The 15,297-nt window shown below is 49.7% G+C and carries 11 protein-coding genes; 6 read left to right on the top strand and 5 right to left on the bottom strand.

Features of this window, described 5'->3' with window-relative positions; translation table 11 throughout:
- The first annotated feature begins 22 nt into the window (after positions 1–22).
- From HUE57_RS02845 to HUE57_RS02820, 6 genes are all read left to right on the top strand, one after another.
- Positions 23–2,518, top strand: a complete 2,496-nt coding sequence (locus HUE57_RS02845) for a PAS domain S-box protein (protein ID WP_174672686.1) — start codon at positions 23–25, stop codon at positions 2,516–2,518.
- 167 nt (positions 2,519–2,685) lie between these two features.
- Positions 2,686–4,002 (top strand): DEAD/DEAH box helicase, encoded by a 1,317-nt coding sequence (locus tag HUE57_RS02840; RefSeq protein WP_078483489.1) that lies wholly within the window; start codon positions 2,686–2,688, stop codon positions 4,000–4,002.
- Positions 4,003–4,120: 118 nt separating this feature from the next.
- A complete protein-coding gene (locus tag HUE57_RS02835) occupies positions 4,121–4,477 on the top strand; it encodes a TusE/DsrC/DsvC family sulfur relay protein (RefSeq protein WP_078483488.1) in 357 nt (118 codons plus the stop codon).
- A gap of 1,833 nt (positions 4,478–6,310) precedes the next feature.
- Positions 6,311–6,574, top strand: coding sequence for a hypothetical protein (locus HUE57_RS02830; RefSeq protein WP_174672685.1), 264 nt, complete (start codon positions 6,311–6,313; stop codon positions 6,572–6,574).
- Positions 6,575–6,603: 29 nt separating this feature from the next.
- Positions 6,604–6,924: a hypothetical protein gene (locus tag HUE57_RS02825; RefSeq protein WP_174672684.1), complete on the top strand. Its 321-nt coding sequence runs from the start codon at positions 6,604–6,606 to the stop codon at positions 6,922–6,924.
- 154 nt (positions 6,925–7,078) lie between these two features.
- Positions 7,079–7,360 (top strand): hypothetical protein, encoded by a 282-nt coding sequence (locus tag HUE57_RS02820; protein WP_236860672.1) that lies wholly within the window; start codon positions 7,079–7,081, stop codon positions 7,358–7,360.
- Between the two features lie 303 nt (positions 7,361–7,663).
- Here the strand turns inward: HUE57_RS02820 and HUE57_RS02815 are convergent, their stop codons facing one another.
- The 5 genes from HUE57_RS02815 to HUE57_RS02795 form a co-directional block, all read right to left on the bottom strand.
- Entirely contained in the window at positions 7,664–8,266 is a 603-nt protein-coding gene (locus HUE57_RS02815; protein ID WP_174672682.1) for a hypothetical protein, read from the bottom strand.
- 382 nt (positions 8,267–8,648) lie between these two features.
- Positions 8,649–8,843 carry a hypothetical protein gene (locus tag HUE57_RS02810; protein WP_174672681.1) on the bottom strand — a complete coding sequence of 65 codons (195 nt, stop codon included), beginning with the start codon at positions 8,841–8,843 and terminating at the stop codon, positions 8,649–8,651.
- A gap of 1,045 nt (positions 8,844–9,888) precedes the next feature.
- Complete coding sequence (locus HUE57_RS02805; RefSeq protein WP_236725727.1) at positions 9,889–11,355, bottom strand: UbiA family prenyltransferase; 1,467 nt, start codon at positions 11,353–11,355, stop codon at positions 9,889–9,891.
- 130 nt (positions 11,356–11,485) lie between these two features.
- Positions 11,486–14,395: an RNA polymerase-associated protein RapA gene (rapA, locus tag HUE57_RS02800; protein ID WP_078484293.1), complete on the bottom strand. Its 2,910-nt coding sequence runs from the start codon at positions 14,393–14,395 to the stop codon at positions 11,486–11,488.
- 94 nt (positions 14,396–14,489) lie between these two features.
- Positions 14,490–15,251 carry a hybrid sensor histidine kinase/response regulator gene (locus tag HUE57_RS02795; protein ID WP_078484292.1) on the bottom strand — a complete coding sequence of 254 codons (762 nt, stop codon included), beginning with the start codon at positions 15,249–15,251 and terminating at the stop codon, positions 14,490–14,492.
- Positions 15,252–15,297 lie beyond the last annotated feature (46 nt).

The raw sequence follows: 15,297 nt of genomic DNA, 5'->3' as shown, positions 1-15,297 counted from the left end.
ATCAACAGGCTGGAAGAGAGGATTGTTCTCAATCGCCATCACTTTGATGGCGCTCTTCTCTGCGTTTCCGCTTGCTGCGGCTGAGGAGAATCCGACATCTCAGCGTTTAATAGCCGCTGTTCCCGAATCGTTCCCCCCCTACTACAAGTTGGATAGAGAGGGTCGCCCAACAGGGTTTGCCATCGATGTAATGGATGCCGTGGCCGCCGAAGCGGATCTGCAGATCGAATACCGTGTCATGCCCACATGGAAAGAGGTGTTTGCAGCCGCGAAGGTGGGCGGGGTTGATCTGATCCCCAACGTTGGTGCAACAGAGAGCCGTCGCTCATTCCTCGATTTCACCGCCTCCGTCGAGACCTTCCCGATTTCGATCTTTATCCGTAGTGAGAGCAAGGCGTCGATCCAGACGGTGGATGATCTCATTGAGCGAAGTGTGGGTGTGGTGAAATCGAATGTCGGCGCCAAGATCGTTGCTAAACGCGACGATCTTAACGCGACCCAGTACGAGAGTTTTGAGCAGGCGCTCTTTGCACTTCTTTCGGGCCAGCTCGATGCGCTGATCTATCCGGGACCCGTAGGCTGGAAACTGGCGACCGAGGCGAAGCAGGAGCGTGCACTGGCGACTACAGCTGCACCACTCACAGAGATCAAACGGGTGATAGGAGTGCGCAAGGGTGAGGCGCAGTTGCTGACCACGCTGAATGAGGTGGTTTCAGCGTTTGTGACTTCAGCGGAGTATCGAACCATCTACCATCGTTGGTTTGCAGCGCCGCCCCCCTTCTGGACCAAAGAGCTGCTGCTGTGGGTATTTGCAGCCATATTTATCACCACACTGCTGCTGTTTGGAGTCTGGCGACACCGTACCCTGGTCGCCATCAAGAATGACCTGAGCAGAGAGGTTCAGCAGCGAACCCATGCACTCGAAGAGCGAGTTGAGGCGCATCAGCGAGCAGAGGCCTCACTGGCGGAGAGTGAGGCGCGTGCCCGTTCAATTATCGAGAACAGTGCTGACGGCATCGTTACGATCGATCCACGTGGATTAATTCAGATTATCAATCCGGCTGCCTGCGCCATGTTTGGTTATCGCGAAGCGCAAGTGGTTGGGCAGAACGTCAATATGCTGCTGCCGAAGGATGAGCGTGCCGCACATGACGACTATGTGCACAACTCCGATCTGCATGAGCCGCGTATTATCAATAAGGCGCGGGATCTATTTGGTCAGCACAGCGATGGGCGTCAATTCCCCATGGAGCTCAACGTCTCCGGTATCGATATAGCGGGTGGACGGATGTATGTCGGCATCATGCGCGATATCACCGAACGAAAACATGCCGAGGATCAACTGCGCAGTGCCAAGTTTGAGGCGGAGTCCGCCAATGAGGCGAAGTCGAGTTTCCTCTCATCAATGAGTCACGAGCTACGTACCCCGCTCAATGCCATCCTGGGTTTCAGTCAGCTGCTTGAGAGTGATCCAGAGTCACCACTCAATGAGGATCAACTCGAATCGCTCACCTACATCAGTAAGGCGGGTGAACACCTGCTAGAGCTGATTAATCAGATCCTTGATCTGGCCAAGATAGAGAGTGGAACGCTCTCCCTCTCAATCGAGAATATCAGCGCCAATGATGCGATTGAGAGCTGCCGGGTGATGGCCAACACACTGGCAAAAAAGAGCGGCGTCACCTTTGAGGACAGAACGGCGGGCATCGACCTTCCCCCGCTGCATGCCGACCGTACCCGTATCACCCAGGTGCTACTCAACTTCCTCTCCAACGCGATTAAATATAACCGTGAGGGTGGCAGTGTGGTGCTCGAGAGTGAGGTTATACCAGAGCATTATCTGCGTATCCTGGTGACCGATACTGGACACGGTATTCCCAAGGATCTACTCGATAACCTGTTCCAACCCTTCCACCGACTCAATGCGGAGGGTGGTGAGATTGAGGGGACCGGAATCGGTCTCTCAATTACCAAACAGTTGGTACAGATGATGGGCGGTAATCTCGGTTTCGAAACCGCTGAGGGTAAGGGCTCTACCTTCTGGTTTGAACTTCCGTTGGCAGTCGATGAAGAGCTAGCTAGCGAGAGCACGTTAGTCGGTGCGCACAAAGAGATTAACTATCAGATAGCTGCGAATGTGGACCACGAATATACGGTGCTCTACGTTGAAGATAATCCAGCCAATCTACGTCTGATAGAACGTCTGATGAAGAAGGTGGAACACGTCGGTCTGGTTTCAGCCAGCAATGCAGAAGATGGGCTGGAGCTGGCCCGAAGTCTGTTGCCCAACTTGATCCTGATGGATGTTAACCTTCCGGGCATGAGCGGTATCGAGGCACTGCACGAGCTGCGGCGAGATGCCCTAACTGAGAAGATTCCGGTGATTGCGATCAGTGCCGCCGCCCTGCCGGGTAATATCGAAAAGGGTCTCAACGAGGGTTTCGACGAGTATCTGACCAAGCCGATCGATGTGAATGAGGTACTGAGGGTGATCAGTCAGGTCATCGACAAGGAATAAAAACCAACTGGCGTAGATAATCTGTTAAGCTGCGCCACCTCCGACGCACTCCGGTCTGCGTCGATCTACATGACCATCCGGTTATTCTAGAAGTTTTCCAAGTTATTCAGCCTGGACCGGCCCGCTTAGATTTGAGACGGGTAGGCTCATCAGGAGCAATCCAAAAAATGTCATTTGATAGTCTCGGTCTCTCGGCCGAAATCGTTCGTGCGGTCACCGAAAATGGTTACACCGAAGCAACGCCTGTGCAGAAGCAGGCCATCCCCATTATTCTCGCTGGCAAAGATATTATGGCTGGCGCACAGACCGGCACCGGCAAGACCGCCGGTTTCACCCTGCCGATGCTGCAACGCCTCACCGAAGAGGCGCAGGGCAAGGGGCAGCGCCCGGTGCGTGCGCTGGTACTCACACCCACCCGAGAGCTGGCCGCACAGGTCCACGAAAGTGTGGTGACCTACGGTAAACACCTGCCACTGAGGAGTGCCGTTATCTTTGGTGGGGTGAAGATCAACCCACAGATCGAGAAGCTGCGTCGTGGTGTCGATATCCTCGTGGCAACACCGGGGCGTCTGCTCGACCATGCCGGTCAGCGTACCGTTGACCTCTCCAAGGTCGATATCCTGATCCTGGATGAGGCGGATCGCATGCTCGACATGGGCTTCATTCACGATATCCGCAAGGTTTTCGCCCTGCTACCTAAGGACCGCCAGACCCTGCTCTTCTCGGCAACCTTCTCCTCCGAGATCAAACGCCTCGCCGACGGCATCCTGCGCAAACCCGAGCTGATCGAGGTGGCGCGTCGTAACACCGCCTCGGAACTGGTCGAGCAGGTCGTGCATCCGGTCGATCGTGAGCGTAAGCGCGAGCTGCTCTCGCAGCTGGTTGGCGAGGGTAACTGGCAGCAGGTGCTGGTCTTCACCCGCACCAAACACGGTGCCAACCGCCTCTCCCAGCAGCTCGAGCGTGATGGCATCACCTCCGCCGCGATCCACGGCAACAAGAGCCAGGGCGCGCGTACCCGTGCACTGGCCAACTTCAAGAGTGGTGAGGTTCGTGTGCTGGTAGCAACCGATATTGCCGCACGCGGGCTCGATATCGACCAGCTCCCCCACGTGGTCAACTTCGAACTGCCCAACGTGCCGGAGGACTACGTGCACCGCATCGGTCGTACCGGCCGTGCCGGTAATGAGGGCGAGGCGATGTCACTGGTCTGCGTCGATGAGCTAAAACTGCTGCGTGATATTGAGCGTCTGATCAAACGTGAGCTGCCGAAGGTGGTGATCGACGGTTATGAACCCGATCCGACCATCAAGGCAGAACCGATCATGAAGCGCCGTGGGCAGAACCAGAATCAGGGGCGTCGTGGACAGGGGCGTGGTGCGGGCGGCGGTGGCAATCGCCCTGCCAACCGTTCCGGTCAGAAACGCGGTGGCGGCGGTGGTCGTGGACGCGGTCGTGGCAATCAGGCGTCACGGTCAAGTTGATAGAGGGGGTGAATAACCCTAAAACAGTTAATTTATAAGGACTTATAAATAGCAGAGTCTAATAGTTGGTCTACACTTCTATCACCAAAGCCCTACGGCTAATAAGGAGGTGATAGAGATGTTACAGACGATGCACGATGTTTTACACCCAAGGAACATAGATCCCGATTTCCCGACCGCTCCGGTTACCTGGTCGCGTGATGAGGCGGTCGAAGTGGCAGGCAGTGAAGCGATTAGTCTCTCAGATGAGCACTGGCACGCGATTCGCGCACTACAGGACTACTTCTCCAAGCACGACGGCAAGGTGAATGTACGCGCCCTGCACGATGCACTTGATGAAGAGTTTCATGCCAGTGGAGGTCTTAACTACCTCTACACAATCTTCCCAGGTGGACCGATTGCGCAGGGTTGCAGACTGGCGGGCCTGAAGGCACCGGCAGGCGCAGCCGACAAAAGCTTCGGCAGCGTGGTTTGATCGGCTTCTGATTTGATTGGCTGAATGCAGCCAGGTGGTGATGGGTGCGCCCTTTGGGGCGTGCCCTTTTATTGGTGGGTGGTTTTCGTAGGTTGGGCATGCTGTTTGAGCCCGCGCGTTAATTGAAAGTAGCCCGGATGTAGTGAAACGAAATCCGGGTAAACAAGCTGATTCGCTGGATCTCAGTATTTAGCAGATGGTCGGAGATCCATTCGATCTCGTACCCTCACCACCGATAAGCCTATATATACTTATCATCCGCTAATTTTGCGGTACGTAGAGTAAGTGTATGGTTTGTGCCCACGCGTGTGTTGAGTCGCTATAAACATCAATAGAAGCACCGTCGTGTATTACTGCCCTATCATGTTAAGTCTTGATGGCTGACTTTATGTGTAAGGCAGCAACCCCATTTCTTTTAGAAAGAAATGGTGGAAAGAAACTCATCCGACCATGCAGCCCTTCGGGTTCCTTGCGCGAAGTGCAGGATGCACGAGTGCCGCGAAGCACATGGACGTGCGAGAGCGGCCTTCTCACGATTTCAGGCGTGAGCAGAAACTCGCTGCGCTCAAACAGCTGCTCACTTCATCCTGAAATCACTGCGATGCTCGTCTGCATCGACGTAAGTAAACACCATCGTTTGGCAACAGCAGTAGTTTTGAGTAATCTCAGCTACACAACATAACGAAAAATGATCATGCGCTAGCCGTGATCGCACAACAGGAAGAAGTCTTGCAGGATGCAAACACCCAACAAACATCCCCAAAGCAAGTTATGGTCAAGCATGAATAGTGAGTGCTCGTGGTGTCATGCATGATCATCGTGCGTTCGAATGGAAATAAAGGAAAAGCAATGGAATGCATATCATATAAAAAGGTTACAAGTATCAGTTGGTAGAACAATATGAGGTTACGATAACAATAAGGCCTGAAGAAGATGTCTCATCTCCATCTGGGTATATCACCCTGACCAAGGATGGATTGCTGACTCTATCTAAAGGCTATGCGTGGATGGTCCTTCAGGTCCGACAATAGATACGCGTGACTTTATGCGAGGTTCTCTGTTCATGATGCGCTCTACCAATTAATGAGAGAGTCACCCTGGATAACGACATATATCGAGATCCTGCAGATAGATTGCTACAGAGCATGTGCAAAGAGGATGGAATGTGTCATCTACGGGCTTGGTGGGTATTATACAAAGGACTCAGAATTGGTGGTGATCCAGCAGCTGAACCAGATAACAGGCGACCAATCACGAAAGCTCCAAAGTTGTGTAAAACTTTATGATCAATAGAGTCTGACACACAGAACTTACAAAACGTCAGCTACAAATGAATAAAATGGAGATTGTAAGGAATGGGTAGACGAAGGAAAGTCTATGCAAATACAAGCTGGGAGCAGTTCTCTAATAAAGTGAAACAAAGGGATGGATTCAAGTGTTTGTAATGTGGACGATCTGGACAGGAAACGATACTCCAGATACACCATGAGCATTATATTGAGGGAAAGGCTCCATGGGATTATCCGCTTAGCGACTGTAGAACATTGTGTAAAGGGTGTCACGCCAGAGAGCATGACATAATTGAACCTAATCGAGGCTGGACACTTATTTCAATTGATGATTTAGGTGGCCTAGATGGAGTATGTGAACGTCAAGGATGTGGAAATGGAATTAGGTACTCTCATCAAACCTATCACCCTAAAATTGGGTATGGATTCGTTGGTAGTACATGTATTGAGCATTTAACACAAGAAGACCAGCTATTAAGTAGTTCGGTTGTTAAAACATATAAGCAAGTAAGTAAATATATTCATGAGACATACTGGAGTGAGGGTGCACCCAAAAGGAAAGCGATATATTTCAGGTAAATATAATCATCACACGATTAGAATTTATGGCGATAAGAGCAGATATGCATTTCAATTGATTTTGAAAGAGAAAGGTATTAAATGGCACGATTATAAAGATATTATTAGAGTTCCAAATAGGAGCTTAGATGATGTGAAAGAGATGGCATATGTTGTTCTGAGAGGAACAGTTGCTAAAGACGAAAACGAAAAAGAACTTCTTAGGAATATATATCGGAAGATCAAATAAAGGCCGATCGTTAGAATGACGAGGGAATTATGATGGACATAGAAGGATTTGAGCTGTATTTGGATTTCAAGCCAGCAGATGGTGATCCATCACGAGTTTTTCATGCAATGGCTGATGTTATTGATTCCATGCAGAGTCCTGACTCTGATCTTGCAAGAATTATTAGTCCTTATTATCAGCCAACTCTGGTTTTGGATGATGTTGTTTCAGGGTCAATAAAGGCTAAAATAAGGGATATTGTAAAAGACATACCTGACGATGCCCTAAAAGAGTCGAGTATTAGAAATATTATAGGTCACTTTCTCCATAAAGCAAAATACAAAATTCTAAAGTGGTGCGAAAGAAAATGAGAGAATCGAGAGTATTGATCAAATTCGCGAGCTGGAGGGAGAGATTATTTCTATTGCAGAAGAAACAGATGCAAAACAACTTCCAGCCTATAGCTCTATAGAAACAAGAAAGCTACTAACGCACATAAATACTATTCAGTTGTCACTTAAGCGCTTGGAAAGCGAAGATTCATTAGAATATCGTTCTGAATACGGATATGCGAAATTCAATGGAAATCTTGCAATATCACACCAAATTATTCGTGAAGTACTAACGCGAGAGGTGATAACGAGTGAAGGTATTCGTGTTGTAAAAGTTAAAAAGCCTGACTATCTAGGTAATTCAAAATGGGCGCTTCGTTATCAAGGTCATTCAATTGAAGCTAAAATTCGCAATACGGACTGGCTGGCGATGTTCCAAAGAAAAGATATTATGGTTCAGCCGGGGATTCATTGAGGGTTAATTTAAAGCAAGATATCTCATGTGGATATGAGGGTGAGGTTGTCCACATTGCATATGAAATACTTGATGTAATTGAAGTCATTGCTGCACCAAGGCTAATTCAAATGGATTATTTCGGTGAAGAACATTAATGTGAGTTTGTGCGCTATTAAAACCGGGTCAAAAACCGGATCAGAGAGCAATATTCTCAAATATAAGAAACAACTGTTCTCTGACCCGGTTATCTTCAGGTGCGTCCGACTATACAGCCCTTCGGATTCTTTATTAAGCATGATTGTTTAAGATGATTAATAGTGCTTAATCGACTGTCCGTTTTAAAATAGAATACCTTGTGTTTTTAGCAATGACATGGAAGTTTTTAGCGATAAATCTATCTAGTATGTGGATTTTGCTGGACATAGAGCTTTTGTTGTTTTCTTGTGGTGTAGGCATTTGTGATAGAACTATAATGTTTACCTCTTTTTTATTGAGTTGGTCGATTATTTCTTTTTGAACTTCACTGGTTGTTACGATGCCAGGATGCATCTCATTCCACATGACAGGAATTGGCTTTTTTAAGAGGAAGTATAATGATGCATCATTGATAAATATCTTGTCATGATATGTGTTGCCAACAAAAATGTAGTTAGAGTTTGAGTGGTTATCCCAAATGTAGTCAACAACCTCTTCCTGTAAAGGGTGAGCTCTGGCACATGAATTTTCTGTGAGATTGACAGCGCAGTTATATGAATTCTTGGTTTTTATTCTATCTAAGCAAAGAAATAAGGTGATCAGTATTAATGATGTCAAGAGCGTCACATCTATCAATTTAATGACTTTTAGCTCATGTTCACTTATTGAAGAACTGAGTGTTGCTAATAAGAGAATAGAGAAAAGCATAGATGGAACGGCGTGAGTCATATCAAGCCTGCTGTGTGCTTGAAAGGTAAGAAAAAACGACATGCATAACAATATTAATAAAGCTGTTTTTATAATTAGAGTTGTTTTGTTTCTGAAAATGTACAGATATGAGGAAGTAAAGACGCACAAAATAGGCGCCGTCCACGCTAATAGCCACTTCTTAAGATGATGGGGGAATTCCAGAAATCCTGGAACAGGTAAAAGCCGGTGATCTCTCATTCCAGTGGCAGGAAACTTTATGGCTTGCTCATAAAAATTATGCCAACCACTTATCATTAGTAGAAGAAAAAGAGATATAAGAGATGTGATAAGAAAAACAGTCGCTGACCGCCATGGAGAGCGAAGTGAGGGCGGTTAGTCCCCGATAGTCGACGCCGTCTGCCTATTCGTAGTTGAGAGCGCGAGCGGACGACGAAGAAGATGCAGCAGCGGCTTTATGTCGGCGTAGAGTCACTGAGGGAGTTGTGTAGAGCAGCGAAGAGGTGATTACGCAACGAACGCAGGACGGTCGGGGCGCCGAAGGCATAAACGGTCGCGTTAGTTTTGCTGTTTGCTTGGGCTTGGATGCCCAAAACAAACTTTCGCAAAAATAGCGACTCCCCGGCAAGAATGTTGCTGTCTTCCTGATTATTAACCTGTCCTGGCCTGTATGAGAATGTGTAAAGTGAAGTAGTGTTAATGCAAACAGGCAAGAAATAAAGAGATAAGCAGTAAAATCATGTCGAAAAATAACGCTTATCCCTGCTACAGAACCTGCAAGGTAGAGTAATGAATTGGTCTCTGACTTGATGGCTTTAAAATAAATAAATAAAACGAAGAATATAATCGCAAGAGCAGGAATTGCAGAATAGGATGGATATAAGCTGGATGAGACCCAGAGTGACGCAAGCACAGTGCCGAGTAAGCTTTTCCAGTAATGTGTAAAATGTCTAAGAGTGAGATAAAACGAGCTTAATAAAAGTGTTGTCCAACCAAGGTTTACAAAGCGGGCAATAATTAAAGAAGGCTCAAATAGATAAAAGAATGCTGCTAGAGTAAGAGATGTTCCAGGAGGGTATGCAGCCCAATAATCAACATGAGGTATTTCACCACTCATTATTCGCCATGCGTTTGTTAATGCAAAACCTTCATCGTAAATACCAATATTTCGAGTGAATGAATGTGAGATGCTAATAACGATTAGAATGAGACATGATAAGAAAAATAGTGTCTTAATAATGGCGTGGGTATTTGGTGTCGTTCTCATAATTAAATATGTTCTCTAATTGTTGGCTACTAGCCATACACCAATAGAAATAAAAATAAAACCAACAGGTCTCCCTGTATAAACCTGCTCGCTGAGATGTTGCCAGTTGCTAAGGGCAATAGAAAACCAATTCCCACAAGAGGGTGGGCCTTACTAACATTCCATTTCGATAAAGCACCTAAACACATTATTGCCCCGAGTGCATATAATTGGAAAACAATGATGATATGCGCATTGGTTAATATACTGAACAAACCTTTTACGGAGTAAGCGTCTACAAAGCTGTTTTCAGGGTATGGCCTTGAGATACCTGATTTCAATGAAAACTGGGCTGAAACTGAGATTTCTACACTTGTCAGAGCAAATAACAATATTTTTACACTAAATCTCCGATTGACGAGAAGTGTGAAATTATTAAGATGGCTGCTATCAAGATAATGGTGATCAGGCTTCTTATGTTGCTGAAAACGAAAATGAGTGGATCGTCATTCATTTCACCGTGTGCTGTTTTGATCCATATTAGTGAAAGCCAATAACATAACCCTAGTACTGCTAGCCAAAGAAGATGAGGGGACTGGTATCGTTCTTGCGTGTTATCTGAGAGGATAAATAATCCGAAAATAATGACGGATGAAATTGCAGTTCCTACGCCAAGTGTAAAAATAGCACCTAAATCTTTTGTGCAATAAGATCTCCCAATTATCTGTTCCCTGTCAGTGTCTTGAATCGATTTTAGTTCCGAGCACCTTTTTACTAATGCCAGACTAAAAAAAATAAACAATGAGAAGGTTAAGAGCCATGGGCTCGTATCGACACCGATCGCCACTGCCCCAGCAATAATTCTCATGGTGTATAGAATAGATAGCGTGAATGCGTCGAATAAAAAACTCTCTTTGATAAAGAAGCTATATAAGCTGGTTAAAGCAAGATACAAAATAAGTACTAAGGTGAAATCAGATGATAGATAGCTACCTGTAACTATCCCAGCTGTTACTAACGTGGCAGCTAGAATGATTCCAGATATTATCGATAGTTGTGCGCTAGCAAATGGCCTGTTGTTCTTGGTTGGATGCTGTCGATCAGAAGATATATCCCAAAGATCGTTAAATATATATGTTCCTGATGCAAGAAGAGAAAATGCTAAAAATCCTATGATGGCTGATGCGCTTTTTTCTGCATCTATAAACGAAAAAGATGTAAGTAGAGGAATAAAGAGTAAAATGTTCTTTGTCCACTGGTGAAGCCGAATGGCTTTAATCCATGCCACCAGTGTGGGGCCAGGTATATGGAATTCTCTTTCGATTATGACCGATTCGGATAGCTGATCTTTGTGTTTATTTTTAAGATTTACAAAAATTGCTGTCTTGGCTGATTCCCAAATTGGGAGGTCTGCTGGTGAGTCACCCGCGTAAGAAAAATCGTTTCCAACTGCATTTCTTATTGCGGATAGCTTGTTTTTACCTTTTAAATTAACGTTAAGGTTTGTCGATAATACTTGATCAAATATTTTTAGGTGTGCAGATACTTTTGATGCAATGGACTCATGAGCTGCTGTTGCAAGGATTAACTTTCTCCCTATCCTTTTTTGTTGTTTTAAGTAATTTAAAAGTTCTTGATTATAAGGAAGTAATTCTGCTGGGAGTGTGATGTTATTAGCGATTTTTCGCTTAAAGTGTGCTCTTCCCAGTAATAGCCAAAACGGAAAAAGAAACAAAGTGAATGGAGAAGCTTTTATCTGTAGAAGAATTGACTCGAGAAGTGTGTCAGTTGGTGTGAGTGTTCCATCTAAATCGACTACCAGGGGTGGTGAGTGCGTGTTCACCTTATGAGCCATAGTTGTCATCACTGCTATTCCGTTAACCTGATAAAGAAGGCATGGGCTATTGTGAACCTCTAATAACCACAGTCTCCCCTTCACTGAATCGACAACGACACCTTTCGAGTTAGCGCCGAGGTAGTAATCCGGAGTTTAGTTAGGTCGTAATAATAATCCGCTGCGCATCCAACCGAACCGTCGCTGACTCCAGCGCCGCATTCACTCCCGCCAACTGCTGTTCAAAGAACTCAATCTCTTCACGACGCACGTTCGGATTAACCTGCTGCAGTGCGGTGAGGCGTTCGATCTCGCCGTGTAGCATCTGTTCGGTCTGGGTGCGTGCCTCGGCGATGATCTGTGGGGCTTCGGCCTCTGCGTATTTTTCGCTCTGTTCGATCAGTGCTTCGAGTTCGCTCTTGTAGGCCTTGATGATCTGGTTGGCGGTGCCGCGTTTGACCCGTTCGCGATTGTCGTTGATCGCCTCGTGCGGCAGGTCGTCGTTGCGTAGTTTGCCGTGCTGGTCGATGACGATGCGGATGGTGGTCGGTGGCAGGTAGCGCCCCGCCTGCAGTTCGCTGCTGGCGCTGCTTTCGAGCAGGTAGAGCGATTCGATCAACAGTGTTCCTGCTGTGATCGATGGGTAGTTCACCGAGGTGACGGATGTGTTGCCAAGCTCACTTGAGGTGATCCCCTCCATGGCGGAGCTGATCATCGGGTGCTCCCAGCTGATGAACTGCATATCCTCGTTGGAAAGCGCGGTGTCGCGGTCGGTGGTGATCACCATCCCCTCGTCGGTGAGCCCCGGCAGTGCTCCGGCCTGCATCTGCTGGCCGGGGCGGATCAGGGTGCTCATGCTGGTGTGCAGTTCGCTCTCGACACCGAAGGCGTCGAAGAGGCCATCGAGATAGAGATCGAGTGCCGTCTCATCGTCAATCGCCTCTACCTGATCCTTTAGGCCGTTGGCGATGTGGGGTCGGCAGGAGTTGTACTCGAGCAGGCGGTCGCGCCCCTGCTGCAGCGCCTCGTTGAGACGGCGGTGCAGCTCGCTGGTGGTGGCGATCAGCGCGGGTAGATCCTCCAGCCCCTCGTCGATCTGGTGCAGCGCCTCGACCAGGGTCGTCTCGACCTGCACGAAGACGCTGTGGCCCGCCGGGCAGGTCTGCTCGAAGGCACCGAGCCCCTCGTGGTACCAGCTCTGCATGACGGCCTGTGGACTCTGCTCCAGATAGGGCACGTGTATCTCGATCGTCTCGTGCTGGCCGATACGGTCGAGGCGGCCGATACGCTGCTCGAGAAGATCGGGGTTGAGCGGCAGATCGAACAGCACCAGATGGTGGGCGAACTGGAAGTTGCGCCCCTCACTACCGATCTCGGAGCAGATCAGCACCTGGCTGCCGGCTTCGTTATCGGCGAAGTAGGCAGCGGCACGGTCGCGCTCGATGATGCTCATCCCCTCATGGAAGACACCAGCATGGATGCCACTGCCGATGCGCAGCGCATCGGCAATATCGAGGGCGCTGTCGGCGCTGGCGGTGATCACCAGGACCTTCTCCGGCTTGAGACTCTTGAGCTGTTTTTGTAACCACTCGATACGTGGGTCGATCTCGCACCAGTGCTGGCTATCGGGTGTGCTGCTGGCGCTGTAGAGCAGCTCGGGCGAGAGCAGCAACTGTGGCTCCGAGAGGCCGCTGCCCTGGAACTGCTCAAGGCAGGCCGCATAGGGCTGTGGCAGTGGCAGCGGCAGCGGGTAGCGATTGAGATGGCGTTCGGGGAAGCCTTTGACGGCGGCACGCGTGTTGCGTAGCAGCACGCGGCCGGTGCCGTGGCGATCGAGCAGATGTTCGACCAGCGCGGTGCGTGCGGCGCTCTGCTCTGCCTCGCTGCTCTCGGCCGACTGCAGGGTGGTGAGTAGCTGGCGGTTGTCGCCCTCGTCGAGGTGTTCCGCGAGTGTCGATTCGATCTCAGAGGTGAGCGGTTGGTTGTTGAGCAGGGCTTCAACCGCGGTGGCGATCGGGGCGTAGTGCTGCTCCTCCTCGACAAACTGTTCGAAGCTGTGGAAGCGGTCGGGATCGAGCAGCCGCAGGCGGGCAAAGTGACTCTCCTTGCCGAGCTGCTCCGGGGTGGCGGTGAGCAGCAACACACCCTTGGTCTCGGCAGCGAGCTGCTCGACGATGGTGTAGTCGCGACTCGGCTGCTGTGGTGACCACTCGAGGTGGTGCGCCTCATCGACCACCAGCAGATCCCACTCCCCCTCAAGCGCCTGCTGCAGGCGGTTGGGGTTGTCGGCAAGGAAGTTAAGATCGCAGAGCACCAGCTGCTCGGACTGGAACGGGTTTGACTGGCCACTGCTCTCCTCGATGGCGAGGCAGCGCGCCTCATCGAAGAGGCTAAAGCGCAGGTTAAAGCGGCGTACCATCTCCACCAGCCACTGGTGCATCAGGCTCTCGGGCAGCACGATCAGGACACGCCTGGCACGTTCGCTGAGCAGCTGGTGGTGCAGAATCAGCCCCGCCTCGATCGTCTTGCCCAGCCCTACCTCGTCGGCCAGCAGTACGCGCGGTGCGTAGCGGTTGGCTACCTCGTGGGCAATATAGAGCTGGTGCGGGATTGGGCTGGTGCGCGCACCGAGCAGGCCGCGCAGCTCCGAGTGTGAGAGACGGTTCTGCTGCTGCAGCGTCTGGTAGCGCAGTTCGAAGAGGTGATCGCGATCGATCTGGCCGTTGAACATGCGCTGGGTCGGGCGGTTGAGCTGCAGGAAGCTGCTGAGCTGCCCCTCCTCCAGGCCGGCCTCGTCGCCCTGCTCGTTGAGGCCGACATAGGTGAAGAGACCTTCATACTCCTCCACTGCGGTGATGCGCAGCTTCCACCCCTCGTGGCTCTCGACCGTATCGCCGGGGGCGAAGATAACGCGGGTCAGTGGTGCGGTCTGCTTGGCGTAGGTGCGTGTCTCGCCTGTGGCAATGAAGAGTACGGTAATGGTGCGAAACTCGACGGTTAGCACGGTACCGAGCCCCATCTGTAGCTCGGTGTCACTAATCCAGCGTTGACCGGGAATGTACTCTTGCACGCCTGCTCCTAGGGGGGAGATGAAAGGGGGCGCTATGTTAGTGGATCGAGGTAAAAAAATCTTTATTTAACTCGAAGCGATTGCTCGATGCTTGTCAGGCAACCCGCCTGCTTAGCCGCGAGACGACCTCGGTGAGGTGATCGATTAGCCTGCCATCCTTGACGATGATGTAGTCGGCATCGGTATCACGGGTGTTTTGGAGATCGTTGCTGGAGGTTAGAACCATCGTCGGGGTGGAGTGGTTAGGACCATTTGAGAGTTTCACCGCAGCGATCAGGGCTCGACCATTGACGCGTTTGATTTCTCGGCTGGTGATAATCAGGTCGAACGGCTCGTCGAGGAGGCGGTCGAGTGCCAAATAGCCATCGTCGAGGTGTATGACACGATAATGGAGCTCTTCGAGCGCCCTGGTGATCATGAGCGTGATTGGACGGGATGGCTCAATCAAGAGGCACTGTTTTTGAGCAAGCCCCGATTGTTTGATCTCGATGAGGGTTTCGGTAATGGCGTGAAAATCTTCGTTATCGCTGGTGATGATCGAGAGTGCCTGGTGGAAAAGGTCGATATAACGCAGCAGGTTGTCGATGGTCGATTCATCGGGTTTGAAACCTTCACCGCCTATGGTGGTGAGCAGATCTTCCAGCTGGTGACAGATGGTCGTAATGATAGGGCAGCCGTAGGTACCCGCACTGCCCTTCAGGCTGTGGGTTTCGCGGTAGAGTAGCGCCATCGTATCGGCAACGGCGTCGCTTGTTTTGAGACCGATGATCAGCTGCTCGATTGAGCTGAAACGCTCCGGTAACTCTCCGATATAACCAGTGCGAAGCTGGTCTAATAGTGCCCCAATATTCTCCATGATGCCCAAGTCTAGCCTATTTACGAGCGGGCAATATCGCTCCCGT

The organism is Candidatus Reidiella endopervernicosa, assembly GCF_013343005.1.
In the GTDB taxonomy this organism is placed as follows: domain Bacteria; phylum Pseudomonadota; class Gammaproteobacteria.
Note: the sequence above shows the minus strand (reverse complement) of the source record. Positions and strands in the feature narration are given on the sequence as shown.